Genomic DNA, 25,876 nt, shown 5'->3' with positions numbered 1-25,876 from the left:
TCGTTCACCCCTATAAGTCATGATCGTTCGTTCATTTTTTGGCGACCCGGATTTGGGTCCGTCCCATCTCCCGATAGATCGAGAGGATGTCCGTCCCATAATTTCCCGACGGTTGCATCGCCCATTTGCGATGCAAGGCCGGCCAAGTCGTCGCAGAGCCTCGTTTCACATAATGGAAGCGCGGGTCGACGCGGGTCGAATTTAACGCTTCTTTAGAAGCATATGCTTTCAAATGTTGAATCTGTGCCGTCACGCCTTGGTGCGGGGAGCGGAAGTAATGGCCTTTGACCCCTTTGCCGACTGTACCGATCCCTGAGTAATTGTGCTGCTTCGGAAGGACATCCCCGCCGTAGCGGAAGTAACCTGTCTCTTTCAATGCTTGGGCAAAGGCGACGTCCCCGCGGACGCCTTCTTTTGCGCCGATGATGACGAACAGTTTGGCGAGCTCTTCGACTGTCACACCATGAAGGCGGACGGTTCTAGGATTTTTCGCTTTCACGTAGTCTGCCATCTGTTGAGGAGTTAAAGTCGATGCTCCCATAATAGCACGATTCTCTTTCTTTGGCGCGGCTTCGGCCGATGTTTCGAAGGTGAAGCATGAAGTTAAAATCAAGATCATAGCTAAGCCAAAAGCGAGCACTTTTTTCATCAAGACATCCTCCGATTCGATTGAATAAACTATACAGATAATACCATATTATTCAGAGTCACAATCATTAATTTTAGCTAAAAAGGGAACATAATCCAAATTTGCGTCGTAGATTAGAATTGAGGTGAGGGGAATGGATAAACAAGAACGTGCTATAGCGCTAAAACGGCATCAACAGAAACGAAATCGTTCTCAAATTAGTCTCGCTCTATTACTCGTTTTGACGTTTATACTCGCATATCAAATCGGACAGTTTTATATCGGGCTCGGAATTGGGATTATCTTGTCTATCGTTGTGACGGGATGGCTCCATTATAAGGAGAGTCAGTTCGCGCGGAGTATGGCGCCTGAGGCGAACGTCAAGCGATTGATTAGTCGTCAGTACATGTGGACATTTTTGTTCATGATGTTACCAAGTTTGATTTTATTTGTCATGGTTCTATTAGGTCGCCCACTCCTCGGCTTATTTTTTATAGTTGCAGTCGCAGGTCAGTATATGGTGCAGTAGTATTATGAGCAACAAATTCGGTTGCTTGACCCGGAGCAACCGAGACGGGCAGATGTTCGAGAACAATCGATTTAGAGAGGCGGTACCACATGTTTACAGCATATCAATTCCAGATTAAATTGCTGGGGAGTCCGACCCCTGTATGGCGCCGGTTCATCATCCCGGCGGAGACGAATTTCAAACGGCTTCATGACGCGATTCAACTCGTCATGTGGTGGGAAGATTCACATTTAGCAAAATTCGAGGACGATTTACGTAACCCGACGTTCCGCTTCGTGTTAAATCCTGAAGAAGTGTATGAACACAAAGATCGTCTCGCGTATTTAAAGGCTCAGTCAAAGCTGAGCGAATTTGAAACGAACCTATTGGAACGGTTCAAGCAAGTAACGGTCCGGGACATGAAAAACGTGAAGCTCCCAAGTATCATCGAGTCCGATCAAACACTCTACTACACGTACGACTATGGGGACGATTGGCAACATGAACTGATTCTGGAGAAAGTCATCGCCGATTATCCGCACCCGCATCCGATGGTGACGGAGTGGGAGGGCGAGACGCCGTTCGAGGATATCGGTGGCATGGCTGGAAACATACACCTGCAAGAGATTTTAAATGATCCGAACCATCCGCAACATGAAGAAATGATTGAGTTAGGAAAAGAAGTTGAGCCGTATGAAGTCGATCGCATCAACTTTTTGTTGAAAGAGTATGTGACGGTGAAGCGAGTGAAATGATTTAAAGCGGCGAAAGTCGCTTTTTTTGTTTGTACCTTAAAAGAAAAAGTAACCACCTAAAGTAAAATAATGTAATAAAATAAAGGTGCGTATACCAGTTTTGTGGAATGTTTTTAGTGCTGAAGAAAGGATGAGGTTATGGAGTTTATTGCTCATGTTCGTGCTAAAGATGGAGAGATTCAGTCCGTTCGTCAGCATTTGCTCGATGCAAAATGTTTAGCTGAGCAATGGGGAAATCCACTTGGACTCTCGAAAGTGTGTGGTCTTGCGGCGTTACTTCATGATATGGGGAAATACAGCGACACATTTCAAGATTACATACGCCGAGCTGTGTCGGGTGAGAAGGTGAGGCGTGGAGAAGTAGACCATGCTACGGCCGGTGGTCGCTTATTATTCGACAAGTTAAAAGGGAAATCACCAAATCAACTATTAGGTGAGATTGTAAGCAATGCGATCATCTCTCATCACGGAAATCTTCATGATTACGTCCAGGGTGAGGACTCGCCTTTTCTTCAACGAGTAGAAGTGAAAACACTCGAAGAGTATGAGGTTTGTAAACATCGATTCTTTGACGAAGTTATCTCAGAAACTGACTTCAATGACTACGTTGAAGTTGCCAATCAACAATTATGGAACTATTTGAAACGGATCGGTGCTACAGTACCAAATTCCTCATTTCTTACAAAATTAGTCTTTAGTATTTTGATTGACGCCGATCGAACGAATACAAGACAGTTCGAGGAAAATAAAATCGATTCGGGCCTCATAGATAATCTGTTTCTCTACAAAGAGCGCTTAGAGCAACATATAACAGGATTGAGTACCTCGTCAAAAGTTTCTCCGATTAACGCGTTGCGACAGAAAATGTCAGAGCAAGCAATGCAACATGCTAAGCAACCAAGTGGGATTTATACGCTCTCGATTCCGACAGGGGGAGGGAAAACGCTAGCGAGTCTTCGATATGCCCTTCACCATGCTGTTCACTATCATAAACGACGAGTTATTTACGTCGTCCCGTTCACGACAATTATCGAACAGAACGCTCAGGTCGCGCGATCGGTTTTAAAAACTGAAGAAATCGTCGAGCACCACTCGAACGTCGTTCAGTTAGATGACGCTTCGGAAGATGAGATGAATCTACAGGCGAAATTGAATTTAGCAAAAGACAACTGGGACGCCCCGATTATCTTTACGACAATGGTCCAATACTTGAACACGTTTTACGCCAAAGGAAATCGCAACACGCGTCGTCTTCATCATCTAAGTGAAGCAATAGTGATTTTCGATGAAGTGCAAAAAGTTCCGACCAAATGCGTATCGCTATTTAATGAATCACTGAACTTCTTGAAAAATGGACTAAGTTCGAGCGTGATTTTATGTACGGCAACGCAACCCGCACTTGATTTTGTGAAACATCGGTTAACAAGTGATGGAGAAATGATTCATGATTTGCCGACGGTGATTGAAGCGTTCAAACGAACAGAGATTGAAGTTGTTTCAGACGACTTTGATACGGATCGGCTCGGTTTATTCGTGGAAGCCAGAGCCGCCGCCAATCAAAGCGTTCTCATCATTTTAAATACAAAAACGGTTGTCCGCAAGCTGTATGAATCATTGAAACAATCGTTTTCTGAAGACGAAGTGTATCACTTGAGCACATCGATGTGCGCTGCTCATCGAAAGTGCATTTTGAAAAAAATCAATGACCGACTCGACAGCGGTAAGCGAGTGATTTGTATTAGCACCCAGCTGATTGAAGCGGGAGTTGACGTTAGTTTTCAGTGTGTCATTCGCTCGTTCGCAGGACTTGATTCAATCGCACAGGCGGCTGGGCGTTGCAATCGACATGGTGAAGTAGAAAGACGAACTGTCTATTTAATTAATCACATTGAGGAAAATGTCTCTAAATTAACGGACATCGCAAAAGGACAGGAAATTGTAAAGCGGCTTGTTGTCGATCTAGAGCGAGATCCAAACGCTTATGGTGGAGAGTTATTATCCCCGCTTGCGATGAAGCGATATTTTCAAGAATTTTATCAGCTCCGTGAAGTTGATTTAGATTACCCAGTAAAAGGTTCGGCTGAAACGCTTGCGCCTATGCTATTCAAAGGAAATGCGAATCAACATCAAGTGAGTGACACGCCACTACTATTGGTCGCTCGTCATCGAACCGTGGCTGACAACTTTCACGTGATTGAGCAACTGACAGATGACGTACTCGTACCTTATGGAGACAAAGGAAAAGAGTTGATTGCACTGTTGAATGGTGACGTCAACTGGGATGATGCGCGGAAGTGGTTAAAAGAGTCTCAACAATACACAATCAGCATTTATAACCATGAAAGACAAATACTTGAACGGAGTGGAGGACTTGTTTCTCTACTTGAAGGAAGATTGCTCGTGCTCCAACCATCGGCATACGATGAACAGTACGGTTTAAATCTTTCGCAAGATTCTGAGATGCAAGGTCTATTTATGTGATGAAAGGAGAGTATTATGCGAAATTCGATTGAGTTTAAAGTTTACGGAAATTATGCCTTGTTTACGGATCCGCTGACTAAACTAGGCGGAGAAAAAATGTCTTATCAAATTCCGACGTATCAAGCCATCAAAGGAATTGTCGAATCGATTTATTGGAAACCGACAATTGTCATGGTCGTCGATGCGATTCGAATCATGAATCCGATCAAGATGGAATCGAAAGGGATGCGTCCAATTGAGTACGGCGGTGGGAACTCTTTAGCACACTACACGTACTTGCGCGATGTGTGCTATCACGTTCGAGCACATTTTGAGTTTAATTCACATCGCCCGGACTTGGCGTTTGATCGAAATGAAGGAAAACACTATGCCATTTTAAAACGCTCTCTTGAAGCCGGGGGTCGTAGAGACATCTTCCTCGGGGCGAGAGAGTGTCAAGCCTACGTGGAGCCTATCGAATTTGATGAAGGAGAAGGTTTCTATGACGGAGTTGATCTTCACTTTGGGACAATGGTGCATGGCTTCAATTATCCAGATGAGACGGGTGTCGATGAACTTGCCGTTCGCTTGTGGCAACCAGTGATGAAAGACGGGGTGATCACATTCACAAGACCAGAAGACTGTTCACTCGTCCAACCGATTAAAAAAATGCAGGGGAAAACATTTACAGAAGATGATATTGAGTCAGCAGAGTTGTTGCATGAACAACTATAGGAGGTGAGGGCATGAGTGTTTGGCAACAGCTATACGAGACGTATAATCAACATCTTGATGAAGTAGGTAAGCCAGAAAGTCGTTGGACAGGCAAAACGTTCACATTACTCCCGATTTCTCACACGACACAAACAGCACACATAACTGTCAACATAACGCCAACTGGCGAATTCCATTCGGCTGAAGTGATTGAGAAGGGTAACGGAAACACATTAATTCCAAGTACCGAAGATTCATCGAGTCGAGCCGGGAGTGTCGTCGCACCGTATCCGTTACATGACAAATTGCCTTATGTGGCTGGAGACTATGAAGCATTTGGCGGGGTGTATAAAAGAGAGAATGCGCATCTGGTTTATATCGATAACTTAAAAAAATGGTCTGAATCCTCTCATGGATTTGATCGGTTGAAGAGTATCTATTCGTATTTGCAAAAGGGACGACTCATTCAAGATTTAGTGAACGAGAAGGTGCTTTTTGCAGAGACTGATGGGACATTGAAATGGACGTGGAAAGAGAAAGAGGAGAAACCTTTGATTTACTCTGTTGTGACAGGGGGGATTGAAGGGGCATTTATCCGTTTTCATGTCCATTCGTCTGAACAGTTGAACCAAGAGCCGTGGCGAGACCCTGAATTTTATCAATCCTTTATTGATTATTATGCCGAGCAGGCAGGCGAATCCACCTTATGTTTCGTTACTGGACAACAAAAAGTTGGGTCGACGAAACACGCGAATAAAATTCGGAATGCTGGAGACAAGGCTAAACTCATTTCGGCAAATGACAGTAGCGGATTCACTTTTCGAGGTCGATTCGATAAATCTTCTGAAGCTGCCTCGATTAGTTACGAGGTATCACAAAAAGCACATAACGCTTTGAAATGGCTCATTCAAAGACAAGGAAGAATGATTGATCAACGTGTCTTTCTGGTTTGGGGGAGTCAAGCGACCGAGATGCCAAGTGCAGTTGATTCGACTTTCTCACTTGCTGCATTGTTTGACGATGTGGAGGAGAAAGAAGTATTCGATACGAACCAGGACGGTGCACGAGCATTTTCTGACGCACTAATCGGTTATAAAAGAAAGTTGCCTCGACAAACCGTGAATATTTTAATACTAGATGCGGCAACGACAGGTCGTTTGGCTATTCTTTATTACCGTTCATTTGACCAAGAGCAATACTTTAGTCGACTTGAAGCATGGCATACAGAACACCCGTGGGAGTACACCTACTTTGATAGCGAGAAGCAGCGACGAGTATTCATTGGTGCACCTGCTTTGAACGATATTGCAACGATGGCCTACGGACCGCGTGCTAATGAAAAATTAATTAAAACAACTGTCGAGCGATTGATTCCTTGTGTAGTAGATGGACGTGGCGTACCGGACGATATTCGACGTAGTTTGACTCAGCGAGCATCGAATCCGATTGGTATGGAAAACTGGGAATGGGAGAAAACGCTACAAATTGCCTGCGGGATGATTAACAAGAAAGAAGGGATGAACATGGCATTGAATCAAGACATGACAGATCGAGATTATTTGTTTGGACGGCTATTGGCACTTGCTGATTATTTGGAACGTCGGGCGCTAGGGAATGAAAAACGTGCCACAAATGCAATCCGTTATATGAATGCATTTTCTCAAAATCCGGCTCGGACGTGGATGACGATTCAAAGTGCACTTCAGCCGTATCAGGCTAAGCTCGGAACAAAATTAACGTACATCAATCGTTTAATTGACGAGGTTGGGGCACAAATCGATCCGAGTGATTTTACGAATAAGCCTTTGTCTGGCAAATACTTATTAGGTTTCTACAGTCAGCGACATGATTTGTATCAGAAGCGTGAAGAAACGCAAACATCCAAAGAGGAGAGTGTTGAAGCATGAACGTACTAGACCACAAAATCGATTTTACTGTTGTGTTATCTGTTTCGAAAGCGAATCCGAACGGAGACCCACTCAATGGAAATCGTCCACGTCAAAATTATGATGGCTACGGGGAGATTTCAGATGTTGCCATCAAACGTAAAATTCGCAACCGTCTACAAGATATGGGAGAGACGATTTTTGTACAATCGAATGACCGTCGTTCGGATAGTTACGAGAGTCTACGCGATCGTGCCGAGGGAAATGAAGAGCTGAAGAAATTGATGAAAGGAAAAGGCATGGGTGACCAGTTCGCTCAAGAAGCATGTGCGACTTGGATGGACGTGCGTTCATTTGGCCAAGTGTTCGCGTTCAAAGGTGAAAAATCTGGGGTGTCGATCGGTGTGCGAGGACCTGTCTCTATTCATACGGCAACAAGCGTTGCACCGATTGATATTACGAGTATGCAGATTACAAAAAGTGTGAACTCTGAGAGTGGAAAAGAACGTGGCTCTGACACAATGGGAATGAAACACCGCGTCGATCACGGAGTATATGTGTTGAATGGGAGCATTAATACTCAACTTGCTGAAAAGACGAATTTTACGAAAGAAGATGCAGAAAAATTAAAACAGGTTCTTGTTACACTGTTTGAAAATGATGCTTCTTCCGCTCGTCCTGAAGGAAGCATGGAGGTTCATAAAGTGTATTGGTGGGAACATAGTTCGAAATTAGGACAATATTCGTCTGCGAAAGTGCACCGTTCCATTTCGGTAAATCCGACGACAGAAGAGCCAAAAGACTTTTCGGATTATGAAATTCATATTGCTCCACTTGATGGCTTAGAACCTGAAGTGTTGGATGGATTATAAACAAGACGATTCCTATTTGTTGTTGTCGGGCATTCAACACTTTCAATTTTGTCCGAGGCAGTGGGCGCTCATCCACATCGAACAGCAATGGGAAGAGAATTCTCGAACCATTGAAGGGCAACACTTGCACAAAAAAGCGGACGATCCGTTCGCGCGTGAAAAACGGAAAGATAAACTAATTGTGCGAGGGATGGCAATTAAGTCAGAAGTGTTAAACGTTAGCGGCCAGTGCGATATCGTTGAATTTGTCCAAGATCCAGCAGGGGTCTCTTTGTATGGAAACCCTGGTACGTATCGACCCATTCCCGTTGAGTATAAGCGTGGGAAACCGAAAGTGGGAAAAGAAGACGAACTTCAGTTGGCTGCACAAGCCATCTGTCTGGAAGAGATGTTTTTATGTGAAATCACCGAAGGTTATCTTTATTACAATGAAACGAAGCATCGTCATCCGGTACTGCTATCGGAAAGTTTGAAACATGAAGTTAGGGAGATCGTTGAGAAAATGAACGACTACTATAGGCGGCGACATACTCCAAAAGTAAAAACGGGACCGCATTGTAAAAGTTGTTCTCTCCAAAATATCTGCTTGCCAGAATTGATGGTTCGAGAGAGTGTCAGTGAGTATATGGAGAGGAGACTTCGGGATTGAAAAAGATGTTGAATACGCTATTCGTGAACCAATCGGATGCATACCTTGCTCTTGATGGCGGGAATGTAGTAGTAAAGAAAGACGACGAAGTTTTAGGGCGAGTACCTCTCCATAACCTTGAAGGAATCGTTACGTTCGGATATACCGGGGCTAGTCCTGCATTGATGGGGTATTGCGCCGAAAACGATGTGCCTCTAACGTTTATGACAAAGAACGGTCGATTTTTAGCACGTGTCATCGGAGAAAGTAAAGGTAATGTCGTGTTACGCAAAACGCAGTATCGACAATCTGACTGTGAACTTCAATCGGTAAAACTCGCTCGGAATTTTATTCTCGGAAAAGTATACAATCAAAAATGGATACTCGAACGGATGACTCGTGACTACCCGATGCGAATTGACATTACTCATTTTAAGGAAACCTCCGCATATTTCTCGAAAAAACTAATCGAAATTCGTGAATGCGAAGATCTGGAAAGACTACGAGGTCTTGAAGGGAAAGTGGCGGTTCATTATAACCAACTTTTTGATGACATGATTCTTCAGCAGAAAGAAGAGTTCGTGTTCAAAGGACGTTCGAGAAGACCACCACTTGATCGCGTGAATGCGATGTTGTCATTCGCCTATAGCTTGTTGGCACGCGATACTGGCGCTGCACTCGAAGCAGTTGGTCTCGATGCGTACGTCGGATTTTTGCATCGGGAACGTCCAGGACGGATTTCGCTGGCTCTTGACTTGATGGAAGAACTCCGCGGGATTTATGCGGATCGATTCGTACTTTCACTAATAAATATGAAAGTAATTCAAGCGAAGCATTTCGTTCAAAAAGAAAATGGTGCTGTACTCATGACTGAAGAAGGACGCAAAGTCTTCCTCTCGGCCTGGCAGAAGAGAAAACAGGAGATGATCCAGCATCCTTATTTAAAAGAAAAAATGATGTGGGGACTCGTACCTTACGCGCAAGCGTTGCTATTGGCTAGACACTTGCGTGGAGATTTAGAAGAATATCCAACTTTCCTATACAAGTGAGGGATGCATGTGCTCGTTTTAGTGACATATGATGTGAACACTATTTCACCCGGAGGCACGAAGCGGCTTAGACAAGTAGCGAAAGTTTGTCAGCAATACGGGCAACGCTTACAGAATAGTGTGTTTGAGTGTATCGTTGATCAGACAGAATTTACGACCTTGAAATTGCGGTTACAAGAGATTGTAGACGTAGACCGTGATAGTCTTCGTTTTTATAGACTTGGGAACCAACATGCATCTAAAGTAGAGCACTACGGAGTGAAAGAATCTTTAAATTTGGAAGGACCTCTCATTTTTTAAAGATGAAGGTGTTTTCAGTGAGTGCGAAGTTGTAGTGAGCATCATTTTCTAGAGAGGTTCGCACCTGATTTTTGTAGAGTATGTGTTTAAAAGATCAATGAATCTAGTCTTAAAAATACAAAAATAGGTGATATTGTTTATTATATTTATATTAGTCGGTTTTTTGATCTTAAATCGGCTATCGCACCTCGTGTAGGTGCGTGGATTGAAATCGCCTCCTCGTATCGTTTGCCCCCTGACTTCGAGATCGCACCTCGTGTAGGTGCGTGGATTGAAATTCAGTTCGCGCAAGATTTCGACGAAGCGACCAATCGCACCTCGTGTAGGTGCGTGGATTGAAATTCAGTTCGCGCAAGATTTCGACGAAGCGACCAATCGCACCTCGTGTAGGTGCGTGGATTGAAATGACACAAGCCCCGTCCCTTTCGTCACACGTAGCGTATCGCACCTCGTGTAGGTGCGTGGATTGAAATCGCTAGGTTTACAGGTACTTCAACAGGATGGGCGCATCGCACCTCGTGTAGGTGCGTGGATTGAAATCATTTCCCACTTGGCATCGTCCACCGCGCTGAAATCGCACCTCGTGTAGGTGCGTGGATTGAAATTTCGTGTGGCTGTCCCTAGCCATCAATGCACGCTCATCGCACCTCGTGTAGGTGCGTGGATTGAAATCGGGTCTCCCTTGTAACCGTTGATATGGACGCGCATCGCACCTCGTGTAGGTGCGTGGATTGAAATGAGAACATGAAGACGCTCATGGTCGTGTACGGATCGCACCTCGTGTAGGTGCGTGGATTGAAATATCCCTACTAACGGGGGTTTGCAGGAGTTGAAAATCGCACCTCGTGTAGGTGCGTGGATTGAAATCTCGGACAATCAGACTAAAAGATAAATTTTATTATCGCACCTCGTGTAGGTGCGTGGATTGAAATAGCGAAAGAACAGATGAAGTTGTGATAGCCAGCGCTATCGCACCTCGTGTAGGTGCGTGGATTGAAATCATGTGTTGTGGATAGTCACGTACTTTGGCTTCAATCGCACCTCGTGTAGGTGCGTGGATTGAAATCTCCTTTGATAGTTGCAGATAAAGTTTGAGTAGCATCGCACCTCGTGTAGGTGCGTGGATTGAAATATGTGAAGAGGATTGTCGTTGTGGAAGTGAGTTTAATCGCACCTCGTGTAGGTGCGTGGATTGAAATTACACGACAGACACCTCGGATACACGCGAACAAAAATCGCACCTCGTGTAGGTGCGTGGATTGAAATGTCATCCCTTCACACCTCGAAGCGGCTGTCCGTAATCGCACCTCGTGTAGGTGCGTGGATTGAAATGCGAAAGAAAAGCGCCGAAAAGCGGCGATGATCATCGCACCTCGTGTAGGTGCGTGGATTGAAATGGTATCAATACGGCGATATCGTGCGAGAAATCGGATCGCACCTCGTGTAGGTGCGTGGATTGAAATCGCGAGCGCGCCCATCGTCGCAAGGTTTTCCGCATCGCACCTCGTGTAGGTGCGTGGATTGAAATGTCGAAGCTATATCCAATCAATTGGATGAAGACGGATCGCACCTCGTGTAGGTGCGTGGATTGAAATGCCCCACCGATCATCGTGAGCTCTGCGTGTGACTTATCGCACCTCGTGTAGGTGCGTGGATTGAAATTTTCAAAGAAAAGTGGGGTTATGCAAACGATTATGATCGCACCTCGTGTAGGTGCGTGGATTGAAATCAATCGGAGGAGCGTTGCTTGCAATATGGGCAGAATCGCACCTCGTGTAGGTGCGTGGATTGAAATGAGGACATCGTGCTAGAGCGCACAGGATTGCTTGTATCGCACCTCGTGTAGGTGCGTGGATTGAAATAACGTGGGCGCTTCGGTGTCTCCGGCTTCGGGCGATCGCACCTCGTGTAGGTGCGTGGATTGAAATAACATCCGGTACGCCAAAGGGACAATCAACGGCGAATCGCACCTCGTGTAGGTGCGTGGATTGAAATGAGGACATCGTGCTAGAGCGCACAGGATTGCTTGTATCGCACCTCGTGTAGGTGCGTGGATTGAAATAACGTGGGCGCTTCGGTGTCTCCGGCTTCGGGCGATCGCACCTCGTGTAGGTGCGTGGATTGAAATAACATCCGGTACGCCAAAGGGACAATCAACGGCGAATCGCACCTCGTGTAGGTGCGTGGATTGAAATGAGGACATCGTGCTAGAGCGCACAGGATTGCTTGTATCGCACCTCGTGTAGGTGCGTGGATTGAAATGACGAGGTGGAGGGGTATTGTGACGCGTGTTATAATCGCACCTCGTGTAGGTGCGTGGATTGAAATCATGTTCATGGGCGAAAAGGTGACGAATAACTTCATCGCACCTCGTGTAGGTGCGTGGATTGAAATTTTCGCCGCCGTGTCACGCTCGTTCAGATATCCGATCGCACCTCGTGTAGGTGCGTGGATTGAAATCGTAAAACCTCCCAGCCGTATTTAAGGTGTGATATCGCACCTCGTGTAGGTGCGTGGATTGAAATATCGTTCGTTACGTTGTACTCATCCTACATGATAATCGCACCTCGTGTAGGTGCGTGGATTGAAATCTCAATGAGTACACGGGCATCAACATCTCGAACCATCGCACCTCGTGTAGGTGCGTGGATTGAAATTCTTGCGAAGCACCTTCTCCGTCTTTCGGATAGAATCGCACCTCGTGTAGGTGCGTGGATTGAAATATCAATCGTCGACAACAAGGGCCAAGTGTTTGAAAATCGCACCTCGTGTAGGTGCGTGGATTGAAATAAGCAAGGTGACGTCATCAAGGTGTACAACATCATCGCACCTCGTGTAGGTGCGTGGATTGAAATGTCGACCCGACGCACTATTTTGACATCGCGTACCATCGCACCTCGTGTAGGTGCGTGGATTGAAATAACCAGACCATCCTCACCATCACGGGAGGCACCACATCGCACCTCGTGTAGGTGCGTGGATTGAAATCCCGAAGAGGACGACACGGCGCTAGTCAACCGCTTATCGCACCTCGTGTAGGTGCGTGGATTGAAATGAGGTTGAGACGACCACAGAAGGCACGTATGACATCGCACCTCGTGTAGGTGCGTGGATTGAAATACAAGGGGCGAACGGGTTCTCGATCAACATTCAAATCGCACCTCGTGTAGGTGCGTGGATTGAAATTTAACCGACAGCACAGTCACGATCACGCCGCCCGATCGCACCTCGTGTAGGTGCGTGGATTGAAATAAGTCGAGCGATTACAACACTGTCGTCGCCGCACGATCGCACCTCGTGTAGGTGCGTGGATTGAAATCACCTTCTCAACCGGAGAGTTTGTGGCAGCCGCTAATCGCACCTCGTGTAGGTGCGTGGATTGAAATAACTCACCAAAGTAGGTATTCAGTTGCCCGGTGTTATCGCACCTCGTGTAGGTGCGTGGATTGAAATTACTTGGAAGATGCGAACGGGAACCCACTCGTCGATCGCACCTCGTGTAGGTGCGTGGATTGAAATTTAGAGGGGCAAGTTGAAAGCTACATCGAGCAAAATCGCACCTCGTGTAGGTGCGTGGATTGAAATATGTAGGGAGTGGGAACAATGGGGAAACGAAAGGATCGCACCTCGTGTAGGTGCGTGGATTGAAATATGATATGGACGTACTACCGTAACGGAAGGAAGAATCGCACCTCGTGTAGGTGCGTGGATTGAAATATCACGACGCTCAAGAAGAACGAAGATTTTGACACATCGCACCTCGTGTAGGTGCGTGGATTGAAATGTTGAAGAGCACATCAAGACCGCTCAAAACGTTGATCGCACCTCGTGTAGGTGCGTGGATTGAAATCCTTGGAGCCGACGGTAAAGTGCCCGCCTCGCAATCGCACCTCGTGTAGGTGCGTGGATTGAAATCCTTGGAGCCGACGGTAAAGTGCCCGCCTCGCAAATCGCACCTCGTGTAGGTGCGTGGATTGAAATAGCTATCCCGACCCGAACGAGCCGGAAGCGCCTATATCGCACCTCGTGTAGGTGCGTGGATTGAAATTGGTAAACTCGTTTACCGTGGACTTGCGGTTGCCATCGCACCTCGTGTAGGTGCGTGGATTGAAATGCTACCATCCCCTCTGACTGTGCAATCCCTTTAGATCGCACCTCGTGTAGGTGCGTGGATTGAAATAATCCGGTGGGTGCATCGAAGAACGGTACGACACCATCGCACCTCGTGTAGGTGCGTGGATTGAAATTGCTTTCTCACGTTGGTAATCTGCAAAGACTGGGATCGCACCTCGTGTAGGTGCGTGGATTGAAATGTAGAAGGTGACGAGAGCCATCAAGCGATCATTATCGCACCTCGTGTAGGTGCGTGGATTGAAATTCGATTTCATTTCGCCCCAACAGCGACCCAACTCGATCGCACCTCGTGTAGGTGCGTGGATTGAAATGCATGCCCGTCCAACGTCTCACCGGTAGTCCCGATCGCACCTCGTGTAGGTGCGTGGATTGAAATAATACGGCCAAAACATAACGAGCGTAAGCGAGCGAATCGCACTCCATGTGAGTGCGTGGATTGAAATCTCGTCGGGCTCATCGTGCTCCGGCTCGTGACGATCGCACTCCACGTGAGTGCGTGGATTGAAATTATTAATCATGTCGAACATCATGGGCGCACGTCCCATCGCACTCCATGTGAGTGCGTGGATTGAAATTTCTCAACAATCGTGAACGACGGATCGCGTGAATCATCGCACTCCATGTGAGTGCGTGGATTGAAATACATCGACCCGTTTCACGAAGAACGCGAGGATAAGGTCGCACCTCGTGTAGGTGCGTGGATTGAAAAGGCATAATCAGTATCATAAGCATTGACATTTCTAAGTGACTTACATCGTTTTTACAGGCAAATGGACGAATCTCTGAGGAGGTTCGTCCATTTGCCTGTAAATTAATTTCATGTTTGTTTAGTTTGCGCGTTTCAATTCTTTGTTTATATCTTCTTGTTTGAAATCAAGGTTTCGAACATCGACCCGTTTCACGAAAAATGCTAATACAAGCGCAAGTAAGTTCATCGCGAGCGCAACATAAAACGATACTTGAATCCCTGACAGTAGCGCTTGCTGCGTCATCGCACCCATTGCGCTTTCAGTGAGTGTCGACGGATCGACGCCGGTCATAAGTGACTCGGCTTCAGTCCGTGTCACCGAGTTCATGATGGTGACAAGCACTGCCGTCCCGATCGCACCGGATACTTGTTGTGCCGTGTTGTTGATGGCCGTGCCGTGCGGGTTAAGGTGTGTCGGCAACTGGTTGAGACCGTTAGTCATGATGGGCATCATGACCATCGACATCCCGAACATGCGAAGCGTGTACGTCGTGACGATATACGTATACGTCGAGTCGAGTTGAACGTTCGCGAGCATATACGTCGAGATCGCCGTGATGGTGAGACCGGTAATGGAAAGCAACTTCGGTCCGAACTTATCGAACAGTTTCCCCGTGATCGGTGACATGATCCCCATGATGATGGCACCTGGCAACAGCATCAGTCCTGAGTCGAGCGGCGAGATGCCGCGGACGCTTTGGACGTAGGCCGGTGTCAAAATCATCCCGGAGAACATGGCGACCGCGTTGACCATCGCGATGATCGACGCGAGTGCGAACATCGGATATTTATACGCCCGTAAGTCGAGGAGCGGTTTTTCCATATTGAGCTGGCGGACGACGAACGCGATAAGTGCAATGAGGCCAACGATCATCGTCGTCAAGACGATTGGGTTGTCCCAACCGTCCGAACTCGCCGAACTGACGCCGTATAAAATTCCGCCGAAGCCTAGCGTCGATAAGACGAGCGACAAGTAGTCGAGCGATTGGTCTTTGTTTTGGACCATGACGTTCTCGGCTTTCCAAACGGCAAGTGCGAGTCCAATGATCGCCAGTGGGAGAATCATCTCAAACAAGACGCGCCAGTCGTAGTACTCGACGATATAGCCCGACAATGTCGGTCCGATCGCTGGTGCCGTGATCATGACGAGACCGAAGATACCCATTGCCGTTCCGCGTTTCTCACGCGGGAAGCTGACGAGCATGACGTTCATCAAGAGCGGTCCCATCGTCGAGGCACCGACCGCTTGAATCATCCGCCCTGAGAGCAACCAGCCGAACGTTGGAGAGAAGGCGGCAATCGCCGTCCCTAGAGCGAAGATTGCCATTGACGTAATAAAGAGCGCCCGGTTTGAGAAGCGGGTGATCAAGTAGGCCGATGCTGGGACGAGGACGCCCGTAACAAGCATAAAGCCTGTCGCGAGCCATTGGACGGTCGAATAGTCGGCGATCTCCAAATCGACCATGATCGATGGGAGCGCGACGTTAAGTAATGAGTTGTTCAAGAAGGCGATGAACGCCCCGACGAACAAAACCGCAAGCATGAGGTACGGCGGTTTCTTTTGAAATTCTGGTTTCATACGAGTTGCTCCTTTATTTTCTAAATAGTTATATACTAGTAAGTGTCGATGAAATGATTTTATACCCATCGTATAAATAAATCAACAATTTTGTACCGGTAGTTCAAAATGCTATACTTAGGGTACAAACTAAGCAGAACGGAGTAATCAGTATATGAAAGATAAGAAACGAAAAGTCGCCGATGTTGCCATGACGTTGTTCATCGAAAACGGGGTACAACAGACATCGGTTCAAGAAATCATCGAGCGAGCCAATATTTCAAAAGGCACGTTCTACAACTACTTCGCCTCGAAGACGGACTGCGTCGCCAACATCCTTGAGAATTTGCGTTATGACGCCGGCCAGCGTCGCATCGAGATGCAGATGGGGCGGGACAAGCGCGATAAGGACGTCTTCATCGAGCAGATTTCGATTCTCATTCAGTTGAATGAGGAACGTAATCTGTACGCTTTGTTCGAGTCGATCATGTCGGCGAACGAGCCTGAATTGAAAAAACTCGTCTTGCAGCATCGCGTCTATGAGATTGAGTGGCTCGCGATGCGACTGACGGAAATCATCGGCGAACCGATTCGTCCGTATTCGATCGAATTGACGATTCTATTCAACGGAATGTTGCAACACGTGCTGTTCACGTTACGCATCACGAACACGGCTTACTCGATCCAGAAACTTATCCGTAACTTGTACGAGTACGTCGAGCTGATGGCAGCACGGATGGTCGAGACGGGCGAACATATCTTGAACCCGGTCACGGTCGATCAAATGCGGGGGACGACGGATAAAAACTTGGTCACGAAAGAAGAGTTGGTCGAGATGGCAGAGCGGATTCAAAAGCATGTGGTAATGACGGAAGAACAAAGGGATTTATTTGAGGCGATCACGTATGAATTGCATCAAGAGCGGCTTCGGAAAATTGTAATCGAGCAATTGCTCAAGCCGTTTCAACGCTTGTTCAAAGGTGTCACTGGCGAGACCGAGGTTCAAAAATTTACGAATCTTGTATGGTTGTACACACGGACACATTGACGACAAAAACTTTCCTGTTACTGTTATATAGAAGAAAGACGTCACAAAAATAAATCTCAAAATATTCCACGAAAAAGAATTGATTCCTACAAATTCATGCGCTACAATCAAATTACCGAAAGCGCTTTCGGGAAGAGGAGACTGACATGGGTACGATCTATGATTTAGCAAAGAAAACCGGCTTTTCGATCACGACCGTCTCTAAAGCGTTGAACAACTACAAGGACGTGAGCGACAAGACGAGAGCCAAGATTTTAAAAGCAGCCGCCGAGATGGATTATCTGCCGAACGCACACGCCCAGTCGTTATCGACGAAGAAATCGTGGGCAATCGGAGTCATGTTCTCGGAAGCGAACGAAGTTGGGATGAAACATCCATTCTTTAACGGAATCATTGAAAGTTTTCGTCACGCGACAGAGGAACAAGGCTATGATTTGATCTTTGCCTCAAGAAACCTCCGCAACCGTGACATGAGTTATCTCGAACACTTCAAACACCGCGCCGTTGACGGCATCGTCGTCATCTGTTCGGACCGGATGGATGAGCAAGTCCAAGAACTCATGCAAAGCGACATCCCGATCGTCGTCGTCGATATGGACAGCGCGGATTGTAGCGTCGTCTATTCGGACAATATCGAGGGTGCACGTTTAGCCGTGAACCACTTGTACGAACTCGGTCATCGCAAGATCGCACATATCGCCGGTGACAGAACGATTGACGCCGGTGCGGCCCGAATCAAAGGGTACGAGCTCGCCATGCAGGCACTCGATCTTCCAATTGAGCCAGGTTATCTGATCAACGCCGGATTCTTTTCAGTCGAAGAAGGTAAACAAGCGATGGAGAAGCTTCTAAAGCTCGAAACCCCTCCGACCGCAGTCTTCGTCGCGGGTGACCAGATGGCGATTGGTGCGATTGAAGCCGTCCATGAGCACGGTCTCCGGGTGCCGGAAGACATCTCGATCATCGGTTACGATGACATCGACATGATCAAGTACATCACGCCGAAGCTGACGACGATTCGTCAAGATACGGACGAGATCGGCGAAGCAGCAGCCGAGTTGTTGATTGAACAAATGACCGCTAAAGAACGACTCACAGAACGTCGAGTTATTCCGGTCAAATTGATCGAACGCTTGTCATGCGCACCGGTCAAAAACTAAAGTAGTCCCGATGATATTTCGAAGTCGCTCTCTCCCCTTTAATCAGATAGAGGGAAGAGCGCGATTTCGAAAGTCATTCCCAAAAAATCGAAATCGCTTTCGATATTTTATTTCGACATTTTCGAAAGCGCTTTCGAAAATTTATTCCCTCTTCTTGCAAACGCTTTCTAAAAACTTAAAAGGATGGGTTCACACATGCGTAAAAAATTAGTCAGCTTACTTTCAATCGGAGCACTATCAGTCGGCGTCTTGGGCGCATGCTCAAACGACGAAGAAACTTCAGGTTCTGGGTCAGGTTCTAAAGACGATGTCTTAAAAGTTTGGTCGTTCACGGATGAGCTCAAAGAACCAATCAAAACGTACGAAGAGCGCAACGGCGTCAAAGTCGAATTGACAATTGTTCCAATCGCGGACTATCCGACAAAACTCAAGCCAGCACTTGAAAGCGGCGTTGGGGCACCGGACGTGTTCACTGGGGAGATCGCGTTCCTCAAGCAATGGGTTGACGCAGGCTACTGGGAAAACCTTTCGGAAGAGCCGTACAATGTAAATGAAATCGCGGACGACTACATCCCGTACGTCTTTGACCTCGGTAAAGACAAAGAAGGCGATGTGCGTGCCCTCTCATGGCAAACGACTCCAGGTGGTGTCTACTACAAACGTAGCCTAGCGAAAGAAGTGCTCGGCACGGATGATCCGACTGAAATCGGAAACATGATGAGCTCGATGGACGGCGTTTTCGAAGTTGCCGAGAAGATGAAACAAAAAGGCTATCGCATGTTCCCAGATGAAGGCGCGATCCGTTGGTTCTCACAAGGCGCAAACCCTGAAGCATGGGTAAACGACAAGAACGAACTTGTCTTGACACAAGATAAGATCGACTACATGGACTACGCGAAAGAGCTTCGTGAGAAACAATACACGGCACTCGCTCCAGAATGGTCACCATCTTGGTTCGAAGGTATGTCTAAACCAATCAAAGTTAAAGAAGGCGGCAAAGAAGTCGAAACACAAGTCTTCTCATACGTCCTCCCGACATGGGGTCTCCACAGTGTCTTGAAAGACAGCGCGAAAGATTCAGCCGGTGACTGGGGAGTCACAAACGGTCCAAGCCCGTACTTCTGGGGCGGCACATGGCTCGGAGTTTACGAAGGGTCGAAAAACAAAGAAGCAGCATACGACTTCGTTAAACTCATGACGCAAGACGAAGAGTTCTTGACAGGTTGGGCTGAAGAGACTGGTGACGTACTCGCTTACAAACCGGTCACAGATAAGATCAAAGATGATTTCAGCGACGACTTCCTCGGCGGACAGAACAACTATGAGTTCTTCCTCGACCAAGCTGATGAAATCACACCAGGAATCGTAACGAAATACGACCAACAGCTCGACACACTCTACGGCGCGTCTGTCCTCCAATACGTTGAAGGCAAAAAGTCGAAAGACGAAGCAATCGCAGAGTTCAAAAAACAAGCGAAGAACGCTTACCCAGACATTACAGTTGACTGAAGCAAGCTAACCCGTGGGGGGATTTCCCCCCTTAAGGGTTGCTATGGAAGGAGTAACACGACGTGAAAAAACTTGACCGTTACGGCTATGCGTTTATTGCCCCATTTTGGGTCGTCTTTTTGACATTCAGTATCTACCCGGTCTTCTTGACCCTGTACTACAGTTTCACCAACTATACCGGCAGCCCGGGTGAAGAGGTCGTCGGTTTCGCGAACTACGCGCGTTTGTTGACAGACACATACTTCATCGAGGCGTTCGTCAATACGATTAAGATTTGGGGAATAAACTTTGTCTTGCAAATCGGTCTCGCACTGGCTCTCGCGCTCTTGTTCTCAGATCTTCGTTTGAAATTGAAGGGCCTCGCGTTCTTCCGTTCATTCTTCTATCTTCCTAACTTGATCACGATCAGTTCGGTCGCACTCTTGTTTGGAATTTTGCTCGACTGGCAGCACGGATCACTCAACATGATGCTCTTGAAACTCGGCATTATTTCAGACCCGATCAATTGGTTATCGCAACCGGTGACGGCACAACTGTCCGTCTCACTCATTTTGACATGGATGTGGTTCGGTCACTCGTTCATCATCGTCATGGCCGGTGTGTCGGGGATCTCGCAAGACTTCTTCGAAGCTGCCCATATCGATGGCGCGAACCGTTGGCAGATGTTCACGAACGTCACGGTGCCACTGCTTAAACCGATTCTGTTGTATATCATGATCACATCGCTCATCGGTGGCCTTCAACTGTTCGATCTTCCGCTTCTCTTGACAGATGGAGTCGGTGCGCCAGATGGAGCACTGAACACGATGGTGCTTTACTTGTACAACCAAGCATTCAAGTATAACAACTACGGCTACGCATCAGCGGTTGCTTACGGCTTGTTCTTGATCACGCTCGTCTTCTCGGCGGTCGTCTTCAAAGGCATGTTCCGTAAAGAGCGCGCTGCGCAGAAGGGAGCATAACCAATGGAACAAAATGCAGAATCACGGCGTATGCTCGCCGACAGCGAAGTACAGCCGCCGCGCGAGGAGAAACCTCTCCGCGTGGAGCCGCCAAAAAACAAGGTCAAAAAGAAACGGTTTAGCCGTGGCTTGATCTATACAGGCTTGGTCATCTTGACGATTATCTGTTTCATCCCGTTCCTCATGATGCTCGTCAACGCGACACGGACGAACGGAGAAATCATGACCGGTTTCTCGCTCATCCCAGGGACATCACTACTCGATAACTATGCGATCTTGAGCGACTACATCAACATCTGGACCGGATTTAAAAACAGTTTGATTGTTGCAGTGCTCGTGACGTTACTCTCGGGTTACTTCTCAGCCATGACTGCGTTCGGATTTTCGTTCTATGAATTCAAAGGGAAAAATGTGATGTTCATCTTCATGCTCGTCATGATGATGGTCCCGGGACAACTCGGACTTATCGGTTTCTACGAGATCAGCAAGACGCTCGGGATTCTCGATTCGTTCATCCCGCTCATCATCCCGTCGATCGCGAGTCCGTTCGTCGTCTTCTTCATCCGCCAGTACACGCAAGCGACGCTGCACGTCAGTATGATCGAAGCAGCGCGGATCGATGGAGCGAGCGAGCTTCGCATCTTCCATACGATCGCGCTTCCGATGATGATGCCAGCTGTTGCGACGATGTCGATCTTCACGTTCATCGGCTCGTGGAACAACTACTTGATGCCGCTCGTGCTCTTGTTCTCACCAGAGAAGTACACGTTGCCGGTACTCATGGGCTTCTTGAAAGGTTCGCAAGTCGCCGAAAACCTCGGTGCCCTTTACCTCGGTATCGCGATTTCAGTCGTGCCGATCATGATCGCCTTCTTGTTCTTGTCGAAATACATCGTCAGCAGTATCTCGGCTGGTGCGGTCAAAGAATAACTAGACAGAAAAGAGGAATTGACTATGCAGTTTAACAAAGACTTCGTCTTCGGAACGGCAACTTCGTCTTATCAGATTGAAGGCGCACATAACGAAGACGGGCGCACGCCGTCGATTTGGGACATGTTCTGTGACATCGACGGACGTGTGTTCGACAAGCATAACGGTGACGTCGCTTGCGACCACTACCACCGCTATGAAGAAGACATTCAGCACATCAAAAAGCTCGGCGTTGACACGTATCGCTTCTCAATCGCCTGGCCACGCATCTTCCCGGCCAAAGGTGAGTTCAACCCGGCCGGTATGGCATTCTACAAGACGCTCGCGACGCGTCTCCGTGAAGAAGGCATCAAGCCGGCCGTCACGCTCTATCATTGGGACTTGCCAATGTGGGCTCACGAAGAGGGTGGCTGGGTTAACCGTGACTCGGTCGACTGGTTCCTCGAGTACGCGAAAGTTTGTTTCGAGGAGCTCGACGGTATCGTCGACTCATGGATCACGCACAACGAGCCATGGTGTGCCGGCTTCCTCGGCTACCATGCCGGTGTTCACGCACCGGGACATCGTGACATGAACGAAGCGGTCCGCGCCGTGCACCACATGTTGCTGTCACACGGTAAAGCCGTTGAATTGCTCAAGAACGACATGAAGTCGACGACACCGATCGGCATCACGCTCAACTTATCACCGGTCTACGCGAAGACGGACTCGGCGAACGACAAACTCGCTCAGAACAACTCGGACGGGTACTCGAATCGTTGGTTCCTCGATCCGGTCTTCAAAGGCCAGTATCCGGTCGACATGATGAACTTGTTCTCGAAATACGTTCACTCGTACGACTTCATCAAACCAGGTGACATGGAGACAATCTCGACAGAGTGCGATTTCTTTGGCATCAACTTCTACAGTCGTGGACTCGTCGAGTTCAGCGCAGCGAACGACTTCATGACAGTCGCCGCTTACTCCGATTACGACAAGACGGGCATGGGCTGGGATATCGCCCCGAACGAATTCAAAGACCTGATCCGTCGCTTACGTAACGAGTACACAGATCTTCCAATCATCATCACAGAAAACGGCGCAGCGTATGACGACGTGCTTGAGAACGGCGAAGTCCATGACGATAATCGCATCGACTACGTCCAAAAGCACCTCGAGGCCGTATCTGACTTGAACGACGAAGGCATGAACATCGCCGGATATTACCTCTGGTCGCTCATGGACAACTTCGAATGGAGCTTCGGTTACGAGAAACGCTTCGGCATTCTCTACATCGACTTCGACACACAAGAGCGCGTCTGGAAAGACAGCGCGAAATGGTACGCAGGCGTCATCGCGGACCATAAAGCCAAACACGCAGATAGCATCGAGGCGTAAGACGAATCCATCCCTGCCGCTACAGGGATGGATTTTTTGTGTGGAACCGATTCAAGCGGGGAACGTATAGAAGAGGACAACGAATGAAAGGGGCGGTTCAGATGAAACGCGAGTATGCGACATACGAAGTGACAGGTTACGACGATAAAGGGAAAATCAAGTTCATTCACTTGAAGGAAGGCGAGTTCGTCTTACCGGTCGAGATTAAAGGCGACGACTTGACGAAAATCAAGAAGATGATGGAGCTCAATCCGGGGGTGACGGTCATCGTGCATGCGGCCGTCGATCAGAAACGGATGCGTCTACAGGAGATTGACGGCTATTCACTGCGAAAGGACGGATAACGATGCCGATTGCGAAATTGATGTCGCGTGACGAGACGATGGATGTGACAATCGAGAGTTACGCGTACGCCTATTCAGACGCCGACAACATGCATGACGCGTCGTGGCATCGGAATTGGGTCGGGCTCCATACGCCTGACCATCGCATCACATTCGACGACATTATGCTCGACAGTTTGCTCGTGGCGCACTACATATCTGTGTTCGAGTCGTTTGTAGCGGGCGACGTGCAGGAAGTCGTGTTCGCGCCGACAGAACCGTTCATCAGCGTGACGTTGACGAGACGGGACGCGGATGGGGATGAAGTGAGCGTACGAGGTATCTTGGAACATCCGCTCGAGGACGAGGCAGAGGAGATTGATTTTGAATTTGAGACGTCCATAACGAATGTGGACAACTTCTTAAAAGGATTACGGGACATCGCAACTGATTTTCCAGTACGGGGGCCAATCAAGTAAAATCCATCTGTCTAGACGACAGATGGATATTTTTATGCGTTCGTTTTTTAATCGTTAAAATAAAATTTAAACGATTAAAAAAGTTTGTAAACAACAAATGGCTCGATTTAGCGGCTAATACGACGAACCCGACGCAAAATCTCGAGTTTCGATACGTTTGGATACTGTTGTTGGATGGTCTCGACACAGTCGGGTACGGTCGCGGTCCGTAACATCTGAACAATTTGATGATCGAGGGAATCGTTCGGTGCAGTTCCCGCTTTGCCCGGTGAATCGTTCCGAAGCCAAAGATGTGCCCCAAGCCAATGCACGAAAACAATCACGCTCATCGTCAGTGGTGACAACGCGACATTCGGGAATAACCAGGTCACGCTATATAAACTACCGGCACTTGTCGCAAGATGACCGACGGCGCGTAGGAACGGCAATGCTCGAGTGTAACGAAGTGACGCGAGGACAGCGCCGAAACCGTCGATGAGGAGTCCGAAGCCAAAAGATATGCTATAAAAGCAACATAATGCGATCAAAAGGGAGAGCGGTGCGGGCAAGCTCCTTTCGAGCAGCCAGATGAGTCCGATATCAAGTAAAAGCAAAGGAAGGACGAGGAGGACAAGAAGTCCTCCGACGATCCCTCCTGACTGTAAGAATGATTTCATGATTGCGACTGATATCGGCCAAGTGCAATGAACGCGCATACGATACAGACCATATGCAACGCAATTCCGATGAGCATGGCGTATGGGACGATGGATTTAAAGCCGAGACCGAATGCGAGTGCGGCGCTCGATAAGATCATGAAGCTCGGCGTATAATTGCGTGTTTCCGCTTGCTTCTTTTTAGAGACTGTAAAGTATCCCGCGACGAGTAAACAGACAGGTACTAACAAGATGGGATAGACAGACTGTAGTGCTAACCCGACTAATCCGGACACGCCAGCGAGAACAGCAAATAGGGCAGGATAGTACACTTCCACTTTTCCAACTCCTTTACTTTTTTCCCTAAATATAACAGCCCTTCTCTGTGATGAGAAGGGCTGTCGTTTTTGTTACAGGTCGATACTTGGTTTAAGTATATAAAGCGGACTTATTAAAGCAAGAAATTATGTTTCTCAATTTACGTATTATGTAGAAAAGAAATTAAGTATTTAATTTATACTCATGAGTTAAAAAGAAGGAGAATAAGGAAAAAAGATGTAGGAAAGTAAGATTACCTCCCTACAACGGAAGTTAGCTAAAAATTTTACAAGCTGCTTTTTTACTACCATATTTTTCGACAAGCGTTTGGAAAACGTATCTGCAGGCAACAGCAGCTGCGCCTGCTCCAAATGGACCAGCCACTCCGAATCCTATTGTACCGGCCGCTGCTGCACAAGCAACATAGCTAGAGAAAATACAGGCCCATTTGTAAGCTGTATTACTATTACTTTTTGCATTTATTTGATGTGAGACCTTGCCAGTCTCGTTTGCAACTTGCGAAGTGAATTCATGGTGAGAATTATTAAATGAGTCGATAGAATATAGTTCGAATTTCGCATCTTTTGAATCATGACTCACATAATATTGAATACTGTAGTAAGTGATGTGATCTTTTTCAACGTACAAGTTATAATATTTATTTTCTGATGAATTGAATATGTTAATTACACCAGATTTGACACTTTCATCTAACCAATAAGAAGAGATAATGTCATTGGGATCTTGATGAATCAACTCAAAAATTTGTTCATGATTCTTGATGTCATTCAAGTTTAAATGCTGTTTTGTAGCCCCAGAATGTTCAGCGGCATTAACTGAAAGTGAAAAAGAACCAAACAAAAGTAATAGAGTACTCATTACAAGTGTAAATTGC

General features: G+C 47.3%; 22 protein-coding genes and 1 CRISPR repeat array. Of the genes, 17 read left to right on the top strand and 5 right to left on the bottom strand.

The window, feature by feature from the left end; all coding sequences use genetic code 11:
• Positions 1 to 31: 31 nt before the first annotated feature.
• Positions 32 to 649 carry a glucosaminidase domain-containing protein gene (locus tag A6395_RS10390; RefSeq protein WP_071398956.1) on the bottom strand — a complete coding sequence of 206 codons (618 nt, stop codon included), beginning with the start codon at positions 647 to 649 and terminating at the stop codon, positions 32 to 34.
• 133 nt (positions 650 to 782) lie between these two features.
• Here A6395_RS10390 and A6395_RS10385 point away from each other — a divergent pair, with 133 nt between their 5' ends.
• The 9 genes from A6395_RS10385 (at position 783) to cas2 (ending at position 9,800) form a co-directional block, all read left to right on the top strand.
• Complete coding sequence (locus A6395_RS10385) at positions 783 to 1,157, top strand: hypothetical protein (protein ID WP_071398955.1); 375 nt, start codon at positions 783 to 785, stop codon at positions 1,155 to 1,157.
• Between the two features lie 89 nt (positions 1,158 to 1,246).
• Positions 1,247 to 1,891: a plasmid pRiA4b ORF-3 family protein gene (locus A6395_RS10380; protein WP_071398954.1), complete on the top strand. Its 645-nt coding sequence runs from the start codon at positions 1,247 to 1,249 to the stop codon at positions 1,889 to 1,891.
• A 138-nt stretch (positions 1,892 to 2,029) separates the two neighbouring features.
• Positions 2,030 to 4,372: a CRISPR-associated helicase/endonuclease Cas3 gene (locus A6395_RS10375; protein WP_071398953.1), complete on the top strand. Its 2,343-nt coding sequence runs from the start codon at positions 2,030 to 2,032 to the stop codon at positions 4,370 to 4,372.
• A 15-nt stretch (positions 4,373 to 4,387) separates the two neighbouring features.
• Positions 4,388 to 5,086, top strand: coding sequence for a type I-C CRISPR-associated protein Cas5c (gene cas5c, locus A6395_RS10370; protein WP_071398952.1), 699 nt, complete (start codon positions 4,388 to 4,390; stop codon positions 5,084 to 5,086).
• Between the two features lie 11 nt (positions 5,087 to 5,097).
• Positions 5,098 to 6,972, top strand: coding sequence for a type I-C CRISPR-associated protein Cas8c/Csd1 (cas8c, locus tag A6395_RS10365; RefSeq protein WP_071398951.1), 1,875 nt, complete (start codon positions 5,098 to 5,100; stop codon positions 6,970 to 6,972).
• Positions 6,969 to 7,823: a type I-C CRISPR-associated protein Cas7/Csd2 gene (cas7c, locus tag A6395_RS10360; RefSeq protein ID WP_071398950.1), complete on the top strand. Its 855-nt coding sequence runs from the start codon at positions 6,969 to 6,971 to the stop codon at positions 7,821 to 7,823. The genes cas8c and cas7c overlap by 4 nt, the downstream gene beginning before the upstream one ends.
• Positions 7,813 to 8,472: a CRISPR-associated protein Cas4 gene (cas4, locus tag A6395_RS10355; RefSeq protein WP_071398949.1), complete on the top strand. Its 660-nt coding sequence runs from the start codon at positions 7,813 to 7,815 to the stop codon at positions 8,470 to 8,472. The genes cas7c and cas4 overlap by 11 nt, the downstream gene beginning before the upstream one ends.
• Positions 8,469 to 9,500: a type I-C CRISPR-associated endonuclease Cas1c gene (cas1c, locus tag A6395_RS10350; RefSeq protein ID WP_071398948.1), complete on the top strand. Its 1,032-nt coding sequence runs from the start codon at positions 8,469 to 8,471 to the stop codon at positions 9,498 to 9,500. Before cas4 ends, cas1c begins: the two co-directional genes overlap by 4 nt.
• Before the next feature lie 9 nt (positions 9,501 to 9,509).
• Complete coding sequence (gene cas2, locus A6395_RS15770; protein WP_084813035.1) at positions 9,510 to 9,800, top strand: CRISPR-associated endonuclease Cas2; 291 nt, start codon at positions 9,510 to 9,512, stop codon at positions 9,798 to 9,800.
• Between the two features lie 180 nt (positions 9,801 to 9,980).
• Positions 9,981 to 14,643: a CRISPR direct-repeat array (repeat unit 32 nt; unit sequence ATCGCACCTCGTGTAGGTGCGTGGATTGAAAT).
• 118 nt (positions 14,644 to 14,761) lie between these two features.
• On the opposite strand, the gene A6395_RS10345 is transcribed toward cas2, so the two are convergent.
• Positions 14,762 to 16,261, bottom strand: coding sequence for a DHA2 family efflux MFS transporter permease subunit (locus A6395_RS10345; RefSeq protein ID WP_071398947.1), 1,500 nt, complete (start codon positions 16,259 to 16,261; stop codon positions 14,762 to 14,764).
• 154 nt (positions 16,262 to 16,415) lie between these two features.
• Between A6395_RS10345 and A6395_RS10340 the strand changes: the two genes are divergently transcribed.
• From A6395_RS10340 to A6395_RS10305, 8 genes are all read left to right on the top strand, one after another.
• Positions 16,416 to 17,288 (top strand): TetR/AcrR family transcriptional regulator, encoded by an 873-nt coding sequence (locus tag A6395_RS10340; RefSeq protein ID WP_071398946.1) that lies wholly within the window; start codon positions 16,416 to 16,418, stop codon positions 17,286 to 17,288.
• A 146-nt stretch (positions 17,289 to 17,434) separates the two neighbouring features.
• Complete coding sequence (locus A6395_RS10335) at positions 17,435 to 18,448, top strand: LacI family DNA-binding transcriptional regulator (RefSeq protein ID WP_071398945.1); 1,014 nt, start codon at positions 17,435 to 17,437, stop codon at positions 18,446 to 18,448.
• 195 nt (positions 18,449 to 18,643) lie between these two features.
• Positions 18,644 to 19,957 (top strand): ABC transporter substrate-binding protein, encoded by a 1,314-nt coding sequence (locus A6395_RS10330; RefSeq protein WP_071398944.1) that lies wholly within the window; start codon positions 18,644 to 18,646, stop codon positions 19,955 to 19,957.
• 62 nt (positions 19,958 to 20,019) lie between these two features.
• Positions 20,020 to 20,919, top strand: a complete 900-nt coding sequence (locus A6395_RS10325) for a carbohydrate ABC transporter permease (RefSeq protein WP_071398943.1) — start codon at positions 20,020 to 20,022, stop codon at positions 20,917 to 20,919.
• A gap of 3 nt (positions 20,920 to 20,922) precedes the next feature.
• Complete coding sequence (locus A6395_RS10320; protein WP_173647386.1) at positions 20,923 to 21,849, top strand: carbohydrate ABC transporter permease; 927 nt, start codon at positions 20,923 to 20,925, stop codon at positions 21,847 to 21,849.
• Between the two features lie 24 nt (positions 21,850 to 21,873).
• Positions 21,874 to 23,226 carry a GH1 family beta-glucosidase gene (locus A6395_RS10315; protein ID WP_071398942.1) on the top strand — a complete coding sequence of 451 codons (1,353 nt, stop codon included), beginning with the start codon at positions 21,874 to 21,876 and terminating at the stop codon, positions 23,224 to 23,226.
• A 101-nt stretch (positions 23,227 to 23,327) separates the two neighbouring features.
• Positions 23,328 to 23,570: a hypothetical protein gene (locus A6395_RS10310; protein ID WP_131441496.1), complete on the top strand. Its 243-nt coding sequence runs from the start codon at positions 23,328 to 23,330 to the stop codon at positions 23,568 to 23,570.
• A 2-nt stretch (positions 23,571 to 23,572) separates the two neighbouring features.
• On the top strand, positions 23,573 to 24,028 hold the full coding sequence (locus A6395_RS10305) for a WapI family immunity protein (protein ID WP_071398940.1): 456 nt from the start codon (positions 23,573 to 23,575) through the stop codon (positions 24,026 to 24,028).
• Positions 24,029 to 24,135: 107 nt separating this feature from the next.
• On the opposite strand, the gene A6395_RS10300 is transcribed toward A6395_RS10305, so the two are convergent.
• From A6395_RS10300 to A6395_RS15995, 3 genes are all read right to left on the bottom strand, one after another.
• A complete protein-coding gene (locus tag A6395_RS10300; protein WP_071398939.1) occupies positions 24,136 to 24,684 on the bottom strand; it encodes a hypothetical protein in 549 nt (182 codons plus the stop codon).
• On the bottom strand, positions 24,681 to 25,001 hold the full coding sequence (locus tag A6395_RS10295) for a hypothetical protein (protein WP_071398938.1): 321 nt from the start codon (positions 24,999 to 25,001) through the stop codon (positions 24,681 to 24,683). The genes A6395_RS10300 and A6395_RS10295 overlap by 4 nt, the downstream gene beginning before the upstream one ends.
• Positions 25,002 to 25,254: 253 nt before the next feature.
• The coding region (locus A6395_RS15995) for a hypothetical protein (RefSeq protein ID WP_071398937.1) at positions 25,255 to 25,876 on the bottom strand (622 nt) is incomplete at its 5' end.

The organism is Exiguobacterium sp. SH31, from assembly GCF_001816105.1.
GTDB classification, from domain to species: domain Bacteria; phylum Bacillota; class Bacilli; order Exiguobacteriales; family Exiguobacteriaceae; genus Exiguobacterium; species Exiguobacterium aurantiacum_A.
This window is presented reverse-complemented; position numbering and strand designations above follow the sequence as displayed.